The organism is Acinetobacter sp. 24-47-39, assembly GCF_056783825.1.
This window is the reverse complement of the sequence record NZ_JBWYIP010000011.1, coordinates 41,431-56,475: the sequence shown is the minus strand read 5'-3', so window position 1 is coordinate 56,475 and position 15,045 is coordinate 41,431. Positions and strand designations below refer to the sequence as shown.

The window sequence follows — 15,045 nt, the reverse complement described above, 5'->3', positions numbered from 1 at the left end:
AAGGGGCTTTTTTTAAAACATAATTTTAAGAGTTTCACTCGGGAGAACCCCATATTTGGCTTTGTATTCTTGAGAAAATCGTCCTAAATGTCTGAATCCCCAGTCATAAGCCAATCTTGAAATGGAAATATTTGCATTGTTCTGCAGCAAAGCATGATGAATCTGTTCAAGTCTATAGTTTTTTAAATAATCCATAGGACTCATATGCAGCGCTTGTTGAAACTCACGGTATAAAGTCGATTTTGAAGTTCCCGATATCATGACTAAATCTGATGCATCCAACTCTTGATCAGCAAAACGATGGATAAACTCTCTGACCACCATGACTGGCTTCGGAAGCTGATACTCTTGGAGCGATCTTAATTCATTGGAATAATTATTGTGCTGGGTTAAAAGCAAAGCCTTAATCAAAAAACTTTCATAATCTTGAGAAAGCAGATTTAAACCATCAAAACGAGAATAATCTTGCCTGAGCGATAAACATTGTTGAATATTATTCCACCACAATCTTAGGAAGTTATCTTCACTAAATGGCATATCTGGCTCAAAAATCACCCGCTCTTTAACAGGTTTAGAAAGCAAATTGGAAAGTACAGATTTGACACTTTCTTCAGGAATCACCACTTGAAATTTTTTACAATTACGGTGAATGATGAGTTCTTGCTGATCCTGACTAGAAACAATGATTCCATTATTACTATGTGATAAATGAGTTTCTCCATTCATACGCAATGTTTGCTGTCCATGAATAGGCAAACTGATACTGTATGCACCTAGCTGCTGAATTTGAATAGACACATCTGTGCCATAACTGATACAGCCAATTGCCATTTTTTTACTCGGCAAGCGTATACCTGAATAATGAAAATCAAGCTGATCTTTACGAGCAGTTTCTAATTGATGTGAACCACAAATAAGGCTCATTAATCGTTGAGCAACATTCAATTCACGCGATGCGTGACTAAGATCCTTATGTTGGCTGAGTGTGATCATCCTGTTCACCTAGCTATTTTGAATCATGATAAATACTATAAAACATTTTTAATAATAATGTCGAAATAAAGTCTCTTCGCTTCGACTAAATATTTACATATATTTTTGAACACAGATTAGTAAATTAAAAAATACTAATTTGGTATCTTATATTACTTAATAGGTATTTTTATTTTTTATATTATTTTCATTAACTTATATTAAAATAATAATGATAAAAAATTCGGTTTTATTTGACATTCAGCGATTATAGAGATAGATTTTTAAATAACGTCCTAAGGATAGGACTGATATAAATAAATGTAATTTTTTTCAATTACCACTATAGCTATTAAATTTTAAAATTATTATTTCTGGTCTGAATATTGCTTCATTTATTTATATCGTAAATCTCATTCCATGATATCAATTTAACACTACTGTCATGGTACGGACTACTAATGAGCCAAAAGGATTCACAATGAACCAGCTTCATTCCTCTCAGCTAACTGGGCAAAATTTTAGTAATGAATCAATTTTCAACAGTCAAAACTTGGTCTTCAATCAAGCAGATTTGAGCGAAACTTGTAAAAATGTAGGGCAAATTTTTAAGCCTCATGCTCTAAAAGTGTTAAAATCAGCTAAAAATTTTAGTGCAAGCATGCATCATGTTCAAACTGGGGCTCTTTCTATCAGCCGCTTGGAATATGGCGCAGATGTATTGATCGAACCAGATCAACTTGAAAAGTTTTATCTTATTCAGATTCCTACTCGAGGCTATGCTGAAATTGAATTTGGTCAAGATAAATTTATTTCATACTCAGAAGTAGCGTCAATTATCTCACCTGACCAATCATTCAGAATGCGCTGGCGTGCTCACTCCCCTCAACTCATTCTCAAAATTTCAAAAGATGATTTTGCACATCATTGTCAGCAACATATCGTGAAATCTGAACAAAAAAATGTAATTTTTAATCCTCGACTTGATTTTACCACCCAATCTGGTGGTTATTTTCTGCAACTTTTGAGAACCATGATCGATGCACTTAAATGTGAGCATCATCCTCTCCACCACCCACTTGCATTTAAGCAGTTTGAATCAAATCTATTTAATGCTCTTATTTATGGACAACCAAATAATGCTTTTTTTAAAGCAAATTCTCATCATGAGAAAAAATTAGCGCCCTACTTTATCAAACGTGCTGAAGCATACATTCACCACCACTTACATGAACCACTCAACATAGAAGTCTTGGCTGAACAATCAGGTGTAAGTGCACGAACACTCTTTGCAGGATTCAAAAACCATTTTGGCATTACCCCTATGGCATATTTACGTGAGCTTCGTTTTGAACAAGCTCATCTTGAACTGATGAATAATGAACATGCCACGGTCACTGATGTTGCATTTAAGTGGGGCTTTACTCATTTAGGTCGTTTTTCACAAGAGTACAAACGTCGTTATGGCGAGCTGCCATCATCAACGCGTAAGATTACACAAAATTCACTCTTCTCTTAATTTTATGTCTGCCAATAAAAAAGCCTGTGAAATCACAGGCTTTTTTGATTAGAAATGATGAATGTATCGAATTTGGAATCGATCGCCTTCAGTTCTATTTTTTGCATCATGCTCAAAATATGCATTTGCGACTACATGATTTTTTGGCGAGTGGCTATACATAAGTCCAGGTCCAACTGCCCACACACTTTCTTTGCGACCATCGACTTTTACACCATCAACTTTAGTATCGGTAAGCTGTTTTAAGTAGTATCCACTTAGACCCAACCGAATCTGATCATGTACAGCATATTCAGATGCTAGGTTAATGTGTACTGCTTGCCCCGCTTGGATGTCATCAGCAGCACCAAAACCATAAGTTGGATCATCATTTTTAAAATTATACAAATAATGAGCGCGTGTCGAAGCTGTCCATTTCGGATTAAACCAATACGTTGCAGCCCAATATGGATTGAAGGAAAATGCATTATTACCCGGATTAATATCACGGTTTTGCTGATATTCCCCTGTTGGCAAATTTATCTGTAATTCTATTCGATGGACAAACTTTGGTCCCTGTTCACCCATGACTGGATCAAACTGGAGAAATGGACCAATCATCAAATCTCCAAATCCACTTTTAGCTTTTAAGGCTTGATTATTTAAACCATCGTCAACACTGATTTTACTTAAATAAGGGATAAGTAAATTCAGACCTAGACTTGAATGAGCAGTCGGTTTATAGGTCGACATGTAACTTAATTGCTCGACAATCACTTGATAATTTAAATCTGTTTTGGGCAACGGAAGCTTTTGTCCACTCGCATCTCTCAACTTGTCACTGTCATAATGTTGAAAATACGTTTGCGAATACCAACCAGGTCCAGCTGGTAGTCCACCATCTAGAAAACTGGTCATACCCAAATTCACAGTCGGTAAATCATAAGCAAGAACATGTGATGAATTTGCTGTAGTAAACAAGGTTAAAGCACTTAATATGATTTTATTTTTCATGTATATTTCCCATAAAAAACCACGATTATTCATCGTGGTTTTTAAAGCAATGATTAAAGGTCTGGATGGCTCGCTGCAATTTGGTAACGACCAGCATGAAACACTAAGGGCTCACCAGCAGTTTGTTGATATTTTTGAATTTCACCGATAAAAATTAAGTGATCGCCACCTTCGTATTGCTGTACATTTTTACAGACAAGTGTAGCAAGTGCTTCGTTCAGTAATGGAACACCTGTATCACATTCACCATGATCAACTGTGGCAAACTTATCTTGTGCACCACGGGCAAAATGGGTAGAAAGCTGATGCTGCTCCTTCGTTAACATATGAATTGCAAAGTGCTCAGCTGCAACAAAATCGGGCAAACTTGGTGCTGTTTTCGACAAGCTCCACAATACCAGCGGTGGATCTAATGACAACGAAGAAAATGAATTGGCTGTCATACCCACTTTTCGTCCATCCGTTCCACGTGTGGTGATTACGGTAACACCTGTGGCAAACTGACCAAGAAGATTACGAATCTCGCGAGGATTACTGATGTCAATCTCTTGCAGATTAATTTTATCTAATACATCCATTTTTAACACCTCAGTTCCATCAAGCCACTTGAGAAACTTGATCTGTTTCTAATAATTCTTTCGCTGCGTTTTCGTCAAACCACCACGGTGAAAAGTTACGTGGATCATCAAAATTATTAACGATCTGAGAAGCTAAATTGTGATTTTGAGAGGCTGCACCTAGTAGCTCAACAACATGAGGTTGAGGTGGAACCAATAAACTATTTGTCCAGCTCACGACTTTTTCAGCATATGACCAATATTTCTCAAACGTTGACTCCATCCAATCTTCAGTAAACGCTTGATTACCGTGTGCTAAGATCGCATCGAAATAAACCTTGCTACACTTAGCTGCATTATTTGATCCTTGACCTGTGATTGGATCATTCACCACCAATGCATCTGCCATACCAAATATTTTTTTACCAGAAGCCAATGTCATGACAGGTTTACGTACTGTTGGCGGGAAACGTCCTGCTAAATATCCGCCATGATCTGTCAGCGTCACGTCTTGACAACGCTCATATTCCCACGGCAAATGTTGTTTCAGAATTTCTAAGCTTTTATTTAAATGTTCTTCTGGTGTTTTAACTTCAGCCCAGCAATCCATAGGACCATTAGGAATCCCTTCAAAAACCATAATGTCACATGGACCATTTACTGTAAGCGCAGGAAAACAAAAATACTCACCCACCCCAGGAATAATATTAAAGCTCACTCTCGAGTATGGCGAAATTGGCTTCATTCCATTCACATAAGTCAAAGCCAATGCACGCTGAGGTTTGTCAAAAGTGCTACGTTCTGCGTCACGTACAAACTCTTTAACCACTTCACCTTTACCCGCAGCCAAGAGCACTAATTCATACTCGTCAGCCAAATGTTCTAATTCGTTTAGACCGACGTCTTGGAGAACAAACTTGCCTCCACGGCGCTGAAACTCTTCAAGCCAATAAGGCATCTTGACACGTTGATCAACAGATTGAGCATAACGCTCTAATCGCGCACTCCATTTAAATGCTCTTTCACCACTTGCTGGATCAACCAAAGCAAAACTAATACCTTCTACCGCTGGACAATGCTCTTCCCAAAAATTTAATCCTAAATCACGCTCAGTCTGTAACGCAGTATGGAACATACATTGACTAGACATGACTTTACCTTGACGAATCTCATCAGGAGTTTTATTCGACAAAATCGTGATGTCATATCCCTTATCAAGCAGTCCTAATCCAAGTTGAAGTCCTGACTGACCTGCACCAACAATTGCAATTTTTCTCATCTTTATTCTCCAATATTTAATTTATTCTGCTAAACGTGGTATTGCGGGTTGATTCGTTTCAGGCCCCATGACTGAATACCCACCATCTACTGCATAGTCTGCGCCAGTCACAAAACTTGCAGCATCCGACAATAAGAATGTCACTACATTTGCCACTTCTGCCGGATTACCCAAACGTCCCAAGAGATGATAATCACTTGCTACAGCATCAGCTTTCGCACGATTTTGTCCACTCACTTCAGAAATCACTCTCGACCAAGTCCAACCTGGTGAAACTGAGTTGACACGGATACCATCTGGCGCAAAATCCATTGCCATCGATTTGGTCAGTTGTAAAATTGCCGCTTTAGAAACTGGATATAACCAACGTCCCGTTTGAGCACATTGCGCTGAAATCGAGGTGAAATTCACCACTGACCCTTTATTTTTTTGCAAATCTTCATATACGGCACGCGTTAGCTCAACAATAGACACCAAATTGATATCTAATGCTTTTAACCAATCTGACCTTGGTGATTTGAAGCCATCATCAAGATAGGTACATGCCAAGTTCACTAAATAACTGACTTCACCTAGATGATTTCTAATGCTATTCACCGCTTCCTGAATTGCGATGTCTGAAGTTAGATCAGTTTGTATAAACATCACTTCATAAGGATGTTGCGCAGCTATGGTTTTTCCGTAATCATCAATGTCTAAAATGGCAACTTTAGCCCCTAAATTCACGAGACTTTGAACCACAGCCTGTCCAATCAACGTTGATCCACCACTGACAATGGCAACTTTATCTTTAATATTTAATACCATTTTTTGCCCCATTTTTTTTTGATTATTCGATTGGCTTACCAACACTCGACTCCCAACTTGGCATCAAGCCATTTGAAGGAATATCTTCATCTAAAAGTTTTTTCGCTGTTTCTACACCTGCAACAGGCAATCCTTCTGGATTAAGTAGTCCGATTTGGACAAGTACAGAAGCTTGATCCCAATAAATATGTTCATGACAAAGTTTTGGACCTCTAAACTGAATGACCCCTAACATCGGAATTTCGACATATTTTCCAGTCGGTTTTACACCTGGTAATAACCAATCAATTTCAGTGTCGTGAGTGAAACTCATGATGAATTCATCCACAACCTGAGTAGATCCCACGGTTCTTGAAATTGAGGTGATTTTCATATCTTGAGGATTTTGATGTACAAAATGATATCGATAGAATCGCGCTAACTGGCTATATCCCACACCACCTGTCAATGTTGGAATGTGATTCACATATGGTTGAGCGACCATCGTTGCCATGGTTGCTGGTACATCGCGCGTGTCGAACTCATGTCTAATATGCTCTTCCCACAATGCAACTAAGTCATAGTGAGGGCCAACCGTTTCATGTAATGCTGTTACGGTACGTTCATGGGCAAATCGCGCCGATGGTTTGTGATAATGATCGCTGTTCGGTCGTGCAAATGCGTGATCAACACCTTCATAAACATAGGCATGAATGTGTTTAAATTGTGCGCATACTTCAGTGATTTGATTTCGCGCTTCAGCTGGACAGAATTGATCAAGTTCAGCCATGTGTAACACAAGCTTACCCTTCGCATTCGAGAGTTCATCGAGCGCTTTTTCAATGCCTACGCCGTAGTAAGCAACCGAACACGCTAAGTTATCAATACGGCATGCAGCCAAATATGCAAGTTTTCCACCAAGACAATATCCGACCACTGACTGACCCGTAGTCGTGTCACACGCATCTAAAGTCGTTAAAAAATCTAAACTTTCACGAATATCATTTACACCCTGATCTTCATCATATTGCTGATAAAGTTGAAAAGCTTTTTCAAAATCCTCAGGTGTATAACCTAGCTCAATGTTTGGTGCAGTACGCCAAAATAGATCAGGGACTAAAACGGTATAGCCTTCCTCTGCGAGAAAGTCAGCTTTTGCTCGCATCGCTGCATTAATACCAAATATTTCATGGCACAATACAATCCCTGGACCTTTCTTCGCTTCTGGGACTGCCAAATACCCTGAATAACGATTCCCCGATTTGGTAGTGATCTCAATCGTTTGACCTGTCATTTTTTCTTCCCTAAGACATCGAATATGATCTGATCATGAAAGGAAATGCGATAACAAACTGTCCAAAAGATGCGGAGACTATCCAGAGACTGCTGATTCTTTACACAAAGAATTTGCATAAATGGATATCGAATTTAATTATTCAATGAACGAAATTGAGTCGTTGGTTATAATATTGGTTCGACTCATTTTTCTTTTGCTAAAAATAGATCTTATAATCGATTTACGCACTTTTTCTCATGCTAAGCTTGAGCAGTACTTCTTCGTTTCAAAATTTAACTACAGGTTTTTTTCACACATGACTTTAGATCAATCCAATATCGATCTTTCAACATTGACGCCAATGATGCAGCAATACATGACGGTGAAATTACAGCACCCGCATTCGTTAATGTTCTATCGTATGGGTGATTTCTACGAGTTATTTTTTGACGATGCGCATAAAGCCGCCAAAATTTTAGGGATTACGTTAACCCACCGTGGTAAAGCGAATGGACAACCGATACCGATGGCTGGGGTTCCTTATCATGCAGCAGAAGGATACTTAGCGCGTTTAGTAAAAAAAGGTGAAACCGTTGTTATTTGTGAACAACTTGGGGAAGTCACTGGTAAAGGACCTGTCGAACGTGGTGTAGTCAGAATTATTACACCGGGGACATTGACAGACGACGCATTGCTGAATGCCCATCAGAGTTCAAATTTAGTATCCATCTGTATTAAATCTGATGAAATTGGTATCGCCCTATTAGATCTCAGTGCAGGTATTTTTAAAGTCCAACAACAAAGTTTTCAAGCTGAACAACTTCCTCTGGAACTTGCGCGTCTTATGCCAAGTGAAGTTTTGATTGATGAAGATTTCAAGTATCCAGAAGTGGTTGAACAGATTAAGCAAATTCTTGATTGTCCCGTTACAAAACGCCCAAATGTAGACTTCAATCTGAATAATGCGCAAAAAACTTTATGTGATCAATTTGCCGTAAGTACTTTATCTGGCTTTGGAATTGAACATCTTGAGTTAGCGAAAGCAGCCGCGGCAGCTTTAATTCATTATGCTAAAGATACCCAGAAAACAGCTTTGCCACATATTCGTTCAATTCGACTTGAACAAAGCTCCGATTTTATCGCTCTTGATCCTGTGACGCGACGAAATCTAGAGATCATTGATCCTTTGTTTGAGCATGGCACTTCATTATTTGATTTGACCAACCAATGTCAAACGGCTATGGGTAGCCGACTACTTAGTCGAACCTTAATGCAACCGATTCGTGATACTGCGTTGTTAGATCAGCGTTTAGATGCGATACAAACAATACTCTCTGGCTATCATGAATCTCCGATTCGTCTGGTATTAAAAGAAATCAGTGATATCGAACGCGTACTCAGCCGTGTGGCATTAGGAAGTGCGCGACCACGTGATTTAGTGCAACTACGTCAAGCCTGTGCTCAGATTCCGTATTTACGCCATGCATTAGCACCGATGACCTCAACACCGCAATCCGCTTTAATCAATCAATTGAATGAGGAATTGGGTGACTTTAATGGTTTACATCATCGCCTCATGTCAGCCATTGTGGAAAACCCACCTGTTCTACTCAGAGATGGTAATGTCATTGCAAATGGTTTTGATCATGAATTGGATGAACTTCGTCAAATACGCGATCATGCAGGACAATTTTTAATTGATTTAGAAATCAAAGAAAGAGAAACAACAGGTATAAACACACTAAAAATCGGTTATAACCGAGTGAGTGGCTACTATATTGAATTAACTAGAGCGCAAGCAGAACAAGCTCCTGCCCATTATATTCGTCGTCAAACATTAAAAAATGCTGAACGTTATATCACCCCTGAATTGAAGTCTTTCGAAGATAAAGTGCTTTCAAGCGAATCACGTGCATTGGCTCGTGAAAAACTTTTGTTTGAAATGTTATTGGATGAATTACGTCAAGATATCGCCAATCTTCAAATGATGGCGAGCGCTATTGCTCAACTGGATGTTCTTACAAACTTCGCACATCTATCAAGATTATATAATTGGAATCGTCCGGAATTTAGCCCTGAAATTGGAATACACATTCAAGCAGGACGCCATCCCGTTGTTGAATCACTGATTAAAACGCCTTACACCCCAAATGATACTTATCTAGATGTACAGCATCGTATGTCGATTATCACAGGCCCCAATATGGGTGGTAAATCCACATTCATGCGTCAGACGGCGTTAATTACGCTCTTAGCATATTGCGGTAGTTTCGTTCCAGCGAAATCTGCCAAATTGGGACCTATTGATCGGATCTTTACGCGTATCGGTTCAGCAGACGATCTTTCTTCTGGCAAATCTACATTTATGGTGGAAATGACGGAAACTTCTCAAATTTTACATCATGCCACTCAACAATCTTTGGTATTGATGGACGAAGTAGGTCGTGGCACAAGCACTTATGATGGTTTGTCATTAGCTTGGGCTTGTGTTCTTGATTTGACGCATCGCATTAAATGTTTATGTCTTTTTGCAACGCACTATTTTGAATTAACAGAATTAGACATGGATCCGTATATTGATAATTATCATGTCACTGCGCAAGAAGTGAATGGTCATCTCATCTTATTGCATAAGGTTCAAAAAGGTCCTGCAAGTCAAAGTCATGGTTTACAGGTCGCTAAACTAGCAGGTATTCCTCAAAACGTGATTAAAGAGGCTCAAGCTAAACTTAAAAAACTGGAGAAACTCCAACTGCAAACTCAACCTGTGCAAAAAGATCTGTTCTCTCAAGATTTATTTTCAAATAGTGAACCTGTAGAAAAAATTATTGAAGTTGAAAATGTGGTTGAAATTCATCAACCTTCTCAAGTTGAACAACTCCTTTCAGAAATTATTGTAGATGACTTAAGTCCAAGACAGGCTTTAGACCAACTCTACCAACTCAAACAATTACTCCAAAAATCTTAGTTCAAGCACACTCAATCAATAAGCCAGTCAACTGCTGGCTTTTTTTATTCATGATTTTTGAAATTCAGAGACAAAATGCCTAAGAATTTGGAAATCCAAGAGGTCTCATCATAAATATTACTGATTTAGTAGCATCCCCTATATTAAATATCAAGAAAAGGAATTGTTAGTTTCGTTCAATTTGCCTAAAATACAGCATTCGTTATTAGAACCATATTTTTTAGGTAGCTGACGCCATGACCTTTGTTGTCACTGAAAATTGTATTAAATGTAAGTATCAAGACTGTGTAGAAGTTTGCCCAGTTGACTGTTTCTATGAAGGTCCAAACTTTCTAGTCATTAATCCAGATGAGTGTATTGACTGCGCGTTATGTGAGCCTGAATGCCCTGCAAATGCCATTTTCTCGGAAGATGAACTACCTGAAGGTCAAGAAGTCTTTATCGAACTCAATGCTGAACTTGCAGAAAAATGGCCAAATATTACTCAGATTGGTGATCAGCCAGCTGACCGTGAAGAATGGAATGGCAAACCAAATAAATTGCAATATTTAGAAAAATAATCCAATGAGAGATCAGCTTCGGCTGATCTTTTTTATACCCAATTGGTACATTTATTTGCAATTTATATGCATTCTTGATAATCAATTAGCATAAAATAGAAACTTATTTGCTTTAGTAAAATTTATTTATAATGAAATTAATTTTGAAGGGCTTGTGCTCAATCAGTGCAATATCGTTGATATTGATTGGATGTACGTCCTCCCCTCAAAAAGGACGAACAATCGTCACCAATGATGGTCAACGCATATATATTCCACAAGAAAAAATAACCTATGAACGTCCAGCGCGACCAAAAGTCATGCCGAATTCTTATCGTGTTTGGCTGATGCAAGGAAATAACCAAGCTGAAGCACGAGAATATGAACAATACTTAGAACGTAATAATGTTGGCAATATTATCCCAAGTTTTGAACTCTTTAAATCAGCACGTGCTTGGCATAAATGTGGTAAATCTGAATATATGGTTCCAAACCGTGAGCTATGGTCGAATCAGTTACCGACATTGAAAGTATTTAAATATCTCGTTGCAGCAAGGATTCTAACTGATTTTGAGGTTACATCTGTATATCGTGACCTTCCATTAAATCAATGTGCTGGTGGTGCAGGTTCGTCTCGACACTTGTATAACTCAGCCATTGATTTCAGAATTGGTCCTGAATTTCCTCAGGCTGAAGATTATGCCTTCATCGAAAATTCTAAATTTAAATTATGCCAATTTTGGCAAAATTATGGTCAAAGCTTAAATATGGGCTTAGGTTTGTATGCGACTGGTCAAATACATATTGATACTCAAGGTTACCGTACTTGGGGACCTGATCTGACTCGAAATACATCTTTATGCCATTATTAATTTTAGATGATCACATTTAATTAAGAGGTCTTTGACCTCTTTTTTTTGACTGATTTTTCAGCATCAAAGCATCAGAAATTTGCACATTCACTCGAAACGATTACAATGCACTGAACTCCCTAAAGGTACTCAGTTATGCAACAACAATGGTCAGATATTGATGCTTATATTGAATCTCATCTGATGCCAGAAGATCCAATTTTAACTCAGACTCTACAAAATACAGCTGATAAGGGTTTTCCTGACCATCTAGCAGTTGCTGCTAACCAAGGCATGTTATTACAAATGTTGATTCAAATGAATCAGTGTAAGCGTGTGTTAGAGCTTGGAACCTTTGCGGCTTATAGCACCATGTGGCTAGCAAGAGCTCTTCCTGAGGATGGATATATTCTCACGATCGAGGGTCGTGATACACATGCAGCACTCGGTCAAGAAAATATCGACAATGCGAAATTAAAGCAAACGGTTGAATTAAAAGTCGGTCGCGCTGCGGATATTCTCAAATCTTTACCTGAAAATTTTGAGCCATTTGACTTTATATTTATTGATGCTGATAAACAAAGTTACCCAGAGTATTTAGAACTATCACTTAAATTTTCACGCTCAGGTACCATTATTTTTTTAGATAATGTGATTCGCGCTGGTGATATTCTGGATGAAAAAAATGTCAAACCAAGCATCGAAGGTATTCGTGAAATGTACCGCCTTATGCAGAATCATCCTCGACTACTGTCGAGTACAGCCTTACAAACCGTCGGCAGTAAAGGACATGATGGTTTTGCACTGGCGATTGTCAAATAAATCTTAATACTAGTCATTAGTATCACCTAAAGGAGTATTCATCAATTTGAATACTCCTTTTTCTTGCACTAAAGCCCTGAAAAAGTTATCCCCGATTCCTGTTTGTATTCCTGTGGATAAAAATAAAATATTATGGCAAACACCTGATTTTCATACGTTTTAATCAAAAGATTATAAAATAATCAAACCATAAAACCCTATTATTCTAAAAATTTATCCACCTTCTACCAGTTAAGTTGACCGAATATTTATCAAGTAAAATTAATCAAAACTGATTGATCATTTAGCAACCAACAATGGAACGACTGAATTTCTAAATATATTGGTCGTAATACTGCCCAAGAAAAATTGTTTTACTTTACTGCGACTATAAGCGCCTAGCACAATTAATTGAATTTGATGTTGTTGCTGATAATCTAAAATATTCTCAGCGACATCTCCAAAACGATATTCAACAACCACATCCAATCCAGCTTCACGTAAATACTGAGCTGGGATATCAAGAATTTCAGGATGATCACCCACATAAAGCAAATGACACTGAAGTGTTCTTAATAAATCACTTTTAGCAACACGATGCATCATTTCTTTACAAGTCTGAGAATCTTCATAGGCGAAAATAAAACGTGTTGGTGGCTTAAAGGTTTCACCAACAGTTAAAACCGTACAACGAGCACCACGAATAAAATTCTCTACATTACTCCCTAAGCTTTTGTGTTTTTCCGCGGAGCGCTCACCTACTCGACCAATAATCGCAATATCATTTTCATTTAAAACATTGAAACTCTGTTCGAGGAAATCGCCTTTTTCTTGAATTTTTATCGGCGTAATACCATATTTTTCTTCAATCACTTCTGAAATATGTGAAAGAAGATTATTACTATAATCTAAAGCTAATTCACTTTGTTTTTGTTCTAATTCCGCGAGTTCTTTTAAGAGCATCGCATTACTTTCAAATCCAATCACACCACTAATTTCACCCAGATGATAACTTGCAGGATAGTAATCTAAAACCTGTAAAAGGACTAACTCACGTTTAGTTCGATCCGCAATCCAGGCTGCTGCTTCAGCTAAGGCATGAATACATGGGGATGAATCAATACACGCAATTACACGGTTCATGATTGCCTCACTTTGACATGATGTCTGATTGTTCTTTTCTTTAAACTATCATAGCTTTCGGGCAAATGAACATGGTTTATGTAATTTAATTCAATCTTTCGCGTTACGAATTATTCACGCATTCGTATAAATTGAGCTGGATTCCCTGCAACAACTTCTCTTGCCTGAATATCCTTAGTAACCATACTATTCATACCTACAATCACCTGTTCATGTATGGTCACGCCATCTTTAATGCCCACATGCGCCCCTAACCAAACATCACGATGAATCTCAATGCCTTTTGAGCGTACTGCTTGCTGGTAAATAGGTTGATCTAAACTCATGCCATGGTCAAATGCATAAAGATGACAATAAGCTGCGATCCGTACTTGGTCATGAATCTTGATCCCAACGCGTCCACCATCTAAAATACAATGATGATTAACGGCGACTTCAGACCCAATTTCTAAAGGACCATGCAAGGTACAATCCGCGGCAATAAAAGTATTATCTCCAATAATGATCTTCCGACCACGCTCAGCAAAAATATGGGCTAAAGGGGAAATGAAACAATTTTCTCCAATTTCAACAGTCTCCATGTCCATTAAATAGGCTTGATAATCTTTTTGCCAAGCTTCAGCCCATTCACGATGCTTTGCCTTGAGTGACCAATATAACCAAGGCATGTAATTCAAACGATGTTTATGCTGTTCTCGGTACTTGAGTAAAGGATCATGTTCCGTCACGTTCGACATCCTCTATATTCAATTGCTCACGTCCACGAGTCACATCTTGGATTTTCAGTTTAAACGGCTCAATTTCATGAATTTGCATACGTGCAGTAATCAACACCCCAGAGTCAACATATTCCTCAATATATTCAATTTTTTGTTGATTTAACTCATATTGAAAAATCGACCACTCATTAAATTGGCATTTAAAATTTACAGTTTTCTTTTCGATGAGTTCAATTTTTTCGACCTGTAATAAGCATTGCCCTGCTACACCTCCGTATGCTCGTACCAAGCCTCCAGTTCCGAGTTTGATACCACCATACCAGCGGTTTACCAATACAATAATATTAGTGAGCTCATTCCCTTCAATCGTTGCAAGTATAGGTCTTCCAGCTGTTCCTGAAGGTTCTCCATCATCATTAAAACGGACTTGCTGCCCAATTTTCCATGCCCAGCATTGATGGGTCGTCGAGGCATCAAAATACTGGTTTAAAAACTCTTTTACATCCTGTTCATTTTCCACAGGTGCGGTGATCGCCTGAAAACGGCTTTTCTTAATATCTTCTTCATAGATATAAGTCTGAGCAAGAGTAAATGGCATGGTAAATTACAACAATTGAACTCAAATACATTATGCGTGATTCA

14 protein-coding genes are annotated in these 15,045 nt (G+C 38.2%); 5 read left to right on the top strand and 9 right to left on the bottom strand.

The annotated features are described in order from the left end of the window. Nucleotides 1–12: 12 nt before the first annotated feature. Nucleotides 13–993, bottom strand: a complete 981-nt coding sequence (locus tag AC1M9C_RS10900; RefSeq protein ID WP_180028208.1) for an AraC family transcriptional regulator — start codon at nucleotides 991–993, stop codon at nucleotides 13–15. A 460-nt stretch (nucleotides 994–1,453) separates the two neighbouring features. On the opposite strand from AC1M9C_RS10900, the gene AC1M9C_RS10895 reads away from it, so the two are divergent. Continuing rightward, nucleotides 1,454–2,491 (top strand): AraC family transcriptional regulator, encoded by a 1,038-nt coding sequence (locus tag AC1M9C_RS10895; protein WP_481587661.1) that lies wholly within the window; start codon nucleotides 1,454–1,456, stop codon nucleotides 2,489–2,491. A gap of 48 nt (nucleotides 2,492–2,539) precedes the next feature. On the opposite strand, the gene AC1M9C_RS10890 is transcribed toward AC1M9C_RS10895, so the two are convergent. Genes AC1M9C_RS10890 through AC1M9C_RS10870 form a run of 5 tightly spaced genes read right to left on the bottom strand, consistent with a single transcriptional unit; the run spans nucleotide 2,540 to nucleotide 7,400 of the window. After that, the gene (locus AC1M9C_RS10890; RefSeq protein WP_481587662.1) at nucleotides 2,540–3,484 is read right to left on the bottom strand and encodes a SphA family protein; all 945 of its coding nucleotides are present in this window, start codon (nucleotides 3,482–3,484) and stop codon (nucleotides 2,540–2,542) included. Between the two features lie 53 nt (nucleotides 3,485–3,537). Further along, nucleotides 3,538–4,062: a flavin reductase family protein gene (locus AC1M9C_RS10885; protein ID WP_035266396.1), complete on the bottom strand. Its 525-nt coding sequence runs from the start codon at nucleotides 4,060–4,062 to the stop codon at nucleotides 3,538–3,540. A gap of 19 nt (nucleotides 4,063–4,081) precedes the next feature. Then, the gene (locus AC1M9C_RS10880; RefSeq protein ID WP_481587663.1) at nucleotides 4,082–5,320 is read right to left on the bottom strand and encodes a styrene monooxygenase/indole monooxygenase family protein; all 1,239 of its coding nucleotides are present in this window, start codon (nucleotides 5,318–5,320) and stop codon (nucleotides 4,082–4,084) included. Nucleotides 5,321–5,341: 21 nt separating this feature from the next. Next, the gene (locus tag AC1M9C_RS10875) at nucleotides 5,342–6,127 is read right to left on the bottom strand and encodes an SDR family oxidoreductase (RefSeq protein ID WP_481587664.1); all 786 of its coding nucleotides are present in this window, start codon (nucleotides 6,125–6,127) and stop codon (nucleotides 5,342–5,344) included. 22 nt (nucleotides 6,128–6,149) lie between these two features. Further along, nucleotides 6,150–7,400 (bottom strand): dienelactone hydrolase family protein, encoded by a 1,251-nt coding sequence (locus AC1M9C_RS10870; RefSeq protein ID WP_481587665.1) that lies wholly within the window; start codon nucleotides 7,398–7,400, stop codon nucleotides 6,150–6,152. Nucleotides 7,401–7,698: 298 nt separating this feature from the next. On the opposite strand from AC1M9C_RS10870, the gene mutS reads away from it, so the two are divergent. The 4 genes from mutS to AC1M9C_RS10850 all read left to right on the top strand — a co-directional run bounded on the left by mutS (nucleotide 7,699) and on the right by AC1M9C_RS10850 (nucleotide 12,562). Further along, on the top strand, nucleotides 7,699–10,350 hold the full coding sequence (gene mutS, locus AC1M9C_RS10865; RefSeq protein ID WP_481587666.1) for a DNA mismatch repair protein MutS: 2,652 nt from the start codon (nucleotides 7,699–7,701) through the stop codon (nucleotides 10,348–10,350). Between the two features lie 236 nt (nucleotides 10,351–10,586). Continuing rightward, the gene (gene fdxA / locus AC1M9C_RS10860) at nucleotides 10,587–10,910 is read left to right on the top strand and encodes a ferredoxin FdxA (RefSeq protein ID WP_035266386.1); all 324 of its coding nucleotides are present in this window, start codon (nucleotides 10,587–10,589) and stop codon (nucleotides 10,908–10,910) included. Between the two features lie 131 nt (nucleotides 10,911–11,041). After that, nucleotides 11,042–11,761 carry a peptidase M15 gene (locus tag AC1M9C_RS10855; RefSeq protein WP_481953674.1) on the top strand — a complete coding sequence of 240 codons (720 nt, stop codon included), beginning with the start codon at nucleotides 11,042–11,044 and terminating at the stop codon, nucleotides 11,759–11,761. Nucleotides 11,762–11,896: 135 nt separating this feature from the next. Continuing rightward, the gene (locus tag AC1M9C_RS10850) at nucleotides 11,897–12,562 is read left to right on the top strand and encodes an O-methyltransferase (RefSeq protein WP_035266381.1); all 666 of its coding nucleotides are present in this window, start codon (nucleotides 11,897–11,899) and stop codon (nucleotides 12,560–12,562) included. 279 nt (nucleotides 12,563–12,841) lie between these two features. On the opposite strand, the gene AC1M9C_RS10845 is transcribed toward AC1M9C_RS10850, so the two are convergent. The 3 genes from AC1M9C_RS10845 to AC1M9C_RS10835 form a co-directional block, all read right to left on the bottom strand. Further along, nucleotides 12,842–13,684, bottom strand: coding sequence for a universal stress protein (locus AC1M9C_RS10845; protein WP_035266378.1), 843 nt, complete (start codon nucleotides 13,682–13,684; stop codon nucleotides 12,842–12,844). Nucleotides 13,685–13,794: 110 nt separating this feature from the next. Further along, nucleotides 13,795–14,412: a DapH/DapD/GlmU-related protein gene (locus tag AC1M9C_RS10840; RefSeq protein ID WP_092767727.1), complete on the bottom strand. Its 618-nt coding sequence runs from the start codon at nucleotides 14,410–14,412 to the stop codon at nucleotides 13,795–13,797. Beyond that, nucleotides 14,399–15,001 carry an IMPACT family protein gene (locus tag AC1M9C_RS10835; RefSeq protein ID WP_481587668.1) on the bottom strand — a complete coding sequence of 201 codons (603 nt, stop codon included), beginning with the start codon at nucleotides 14,999–15,001 and terminating at the stop codon, nucleotides 14,399–14,401. Before AC1M9C_RS10835 ends, AC1M9C_RS10840 begins: the two co-directional genes overlap by 14 nt. Nucleotides 15,002–15,045: the final 44 nt, after the last annotated feature.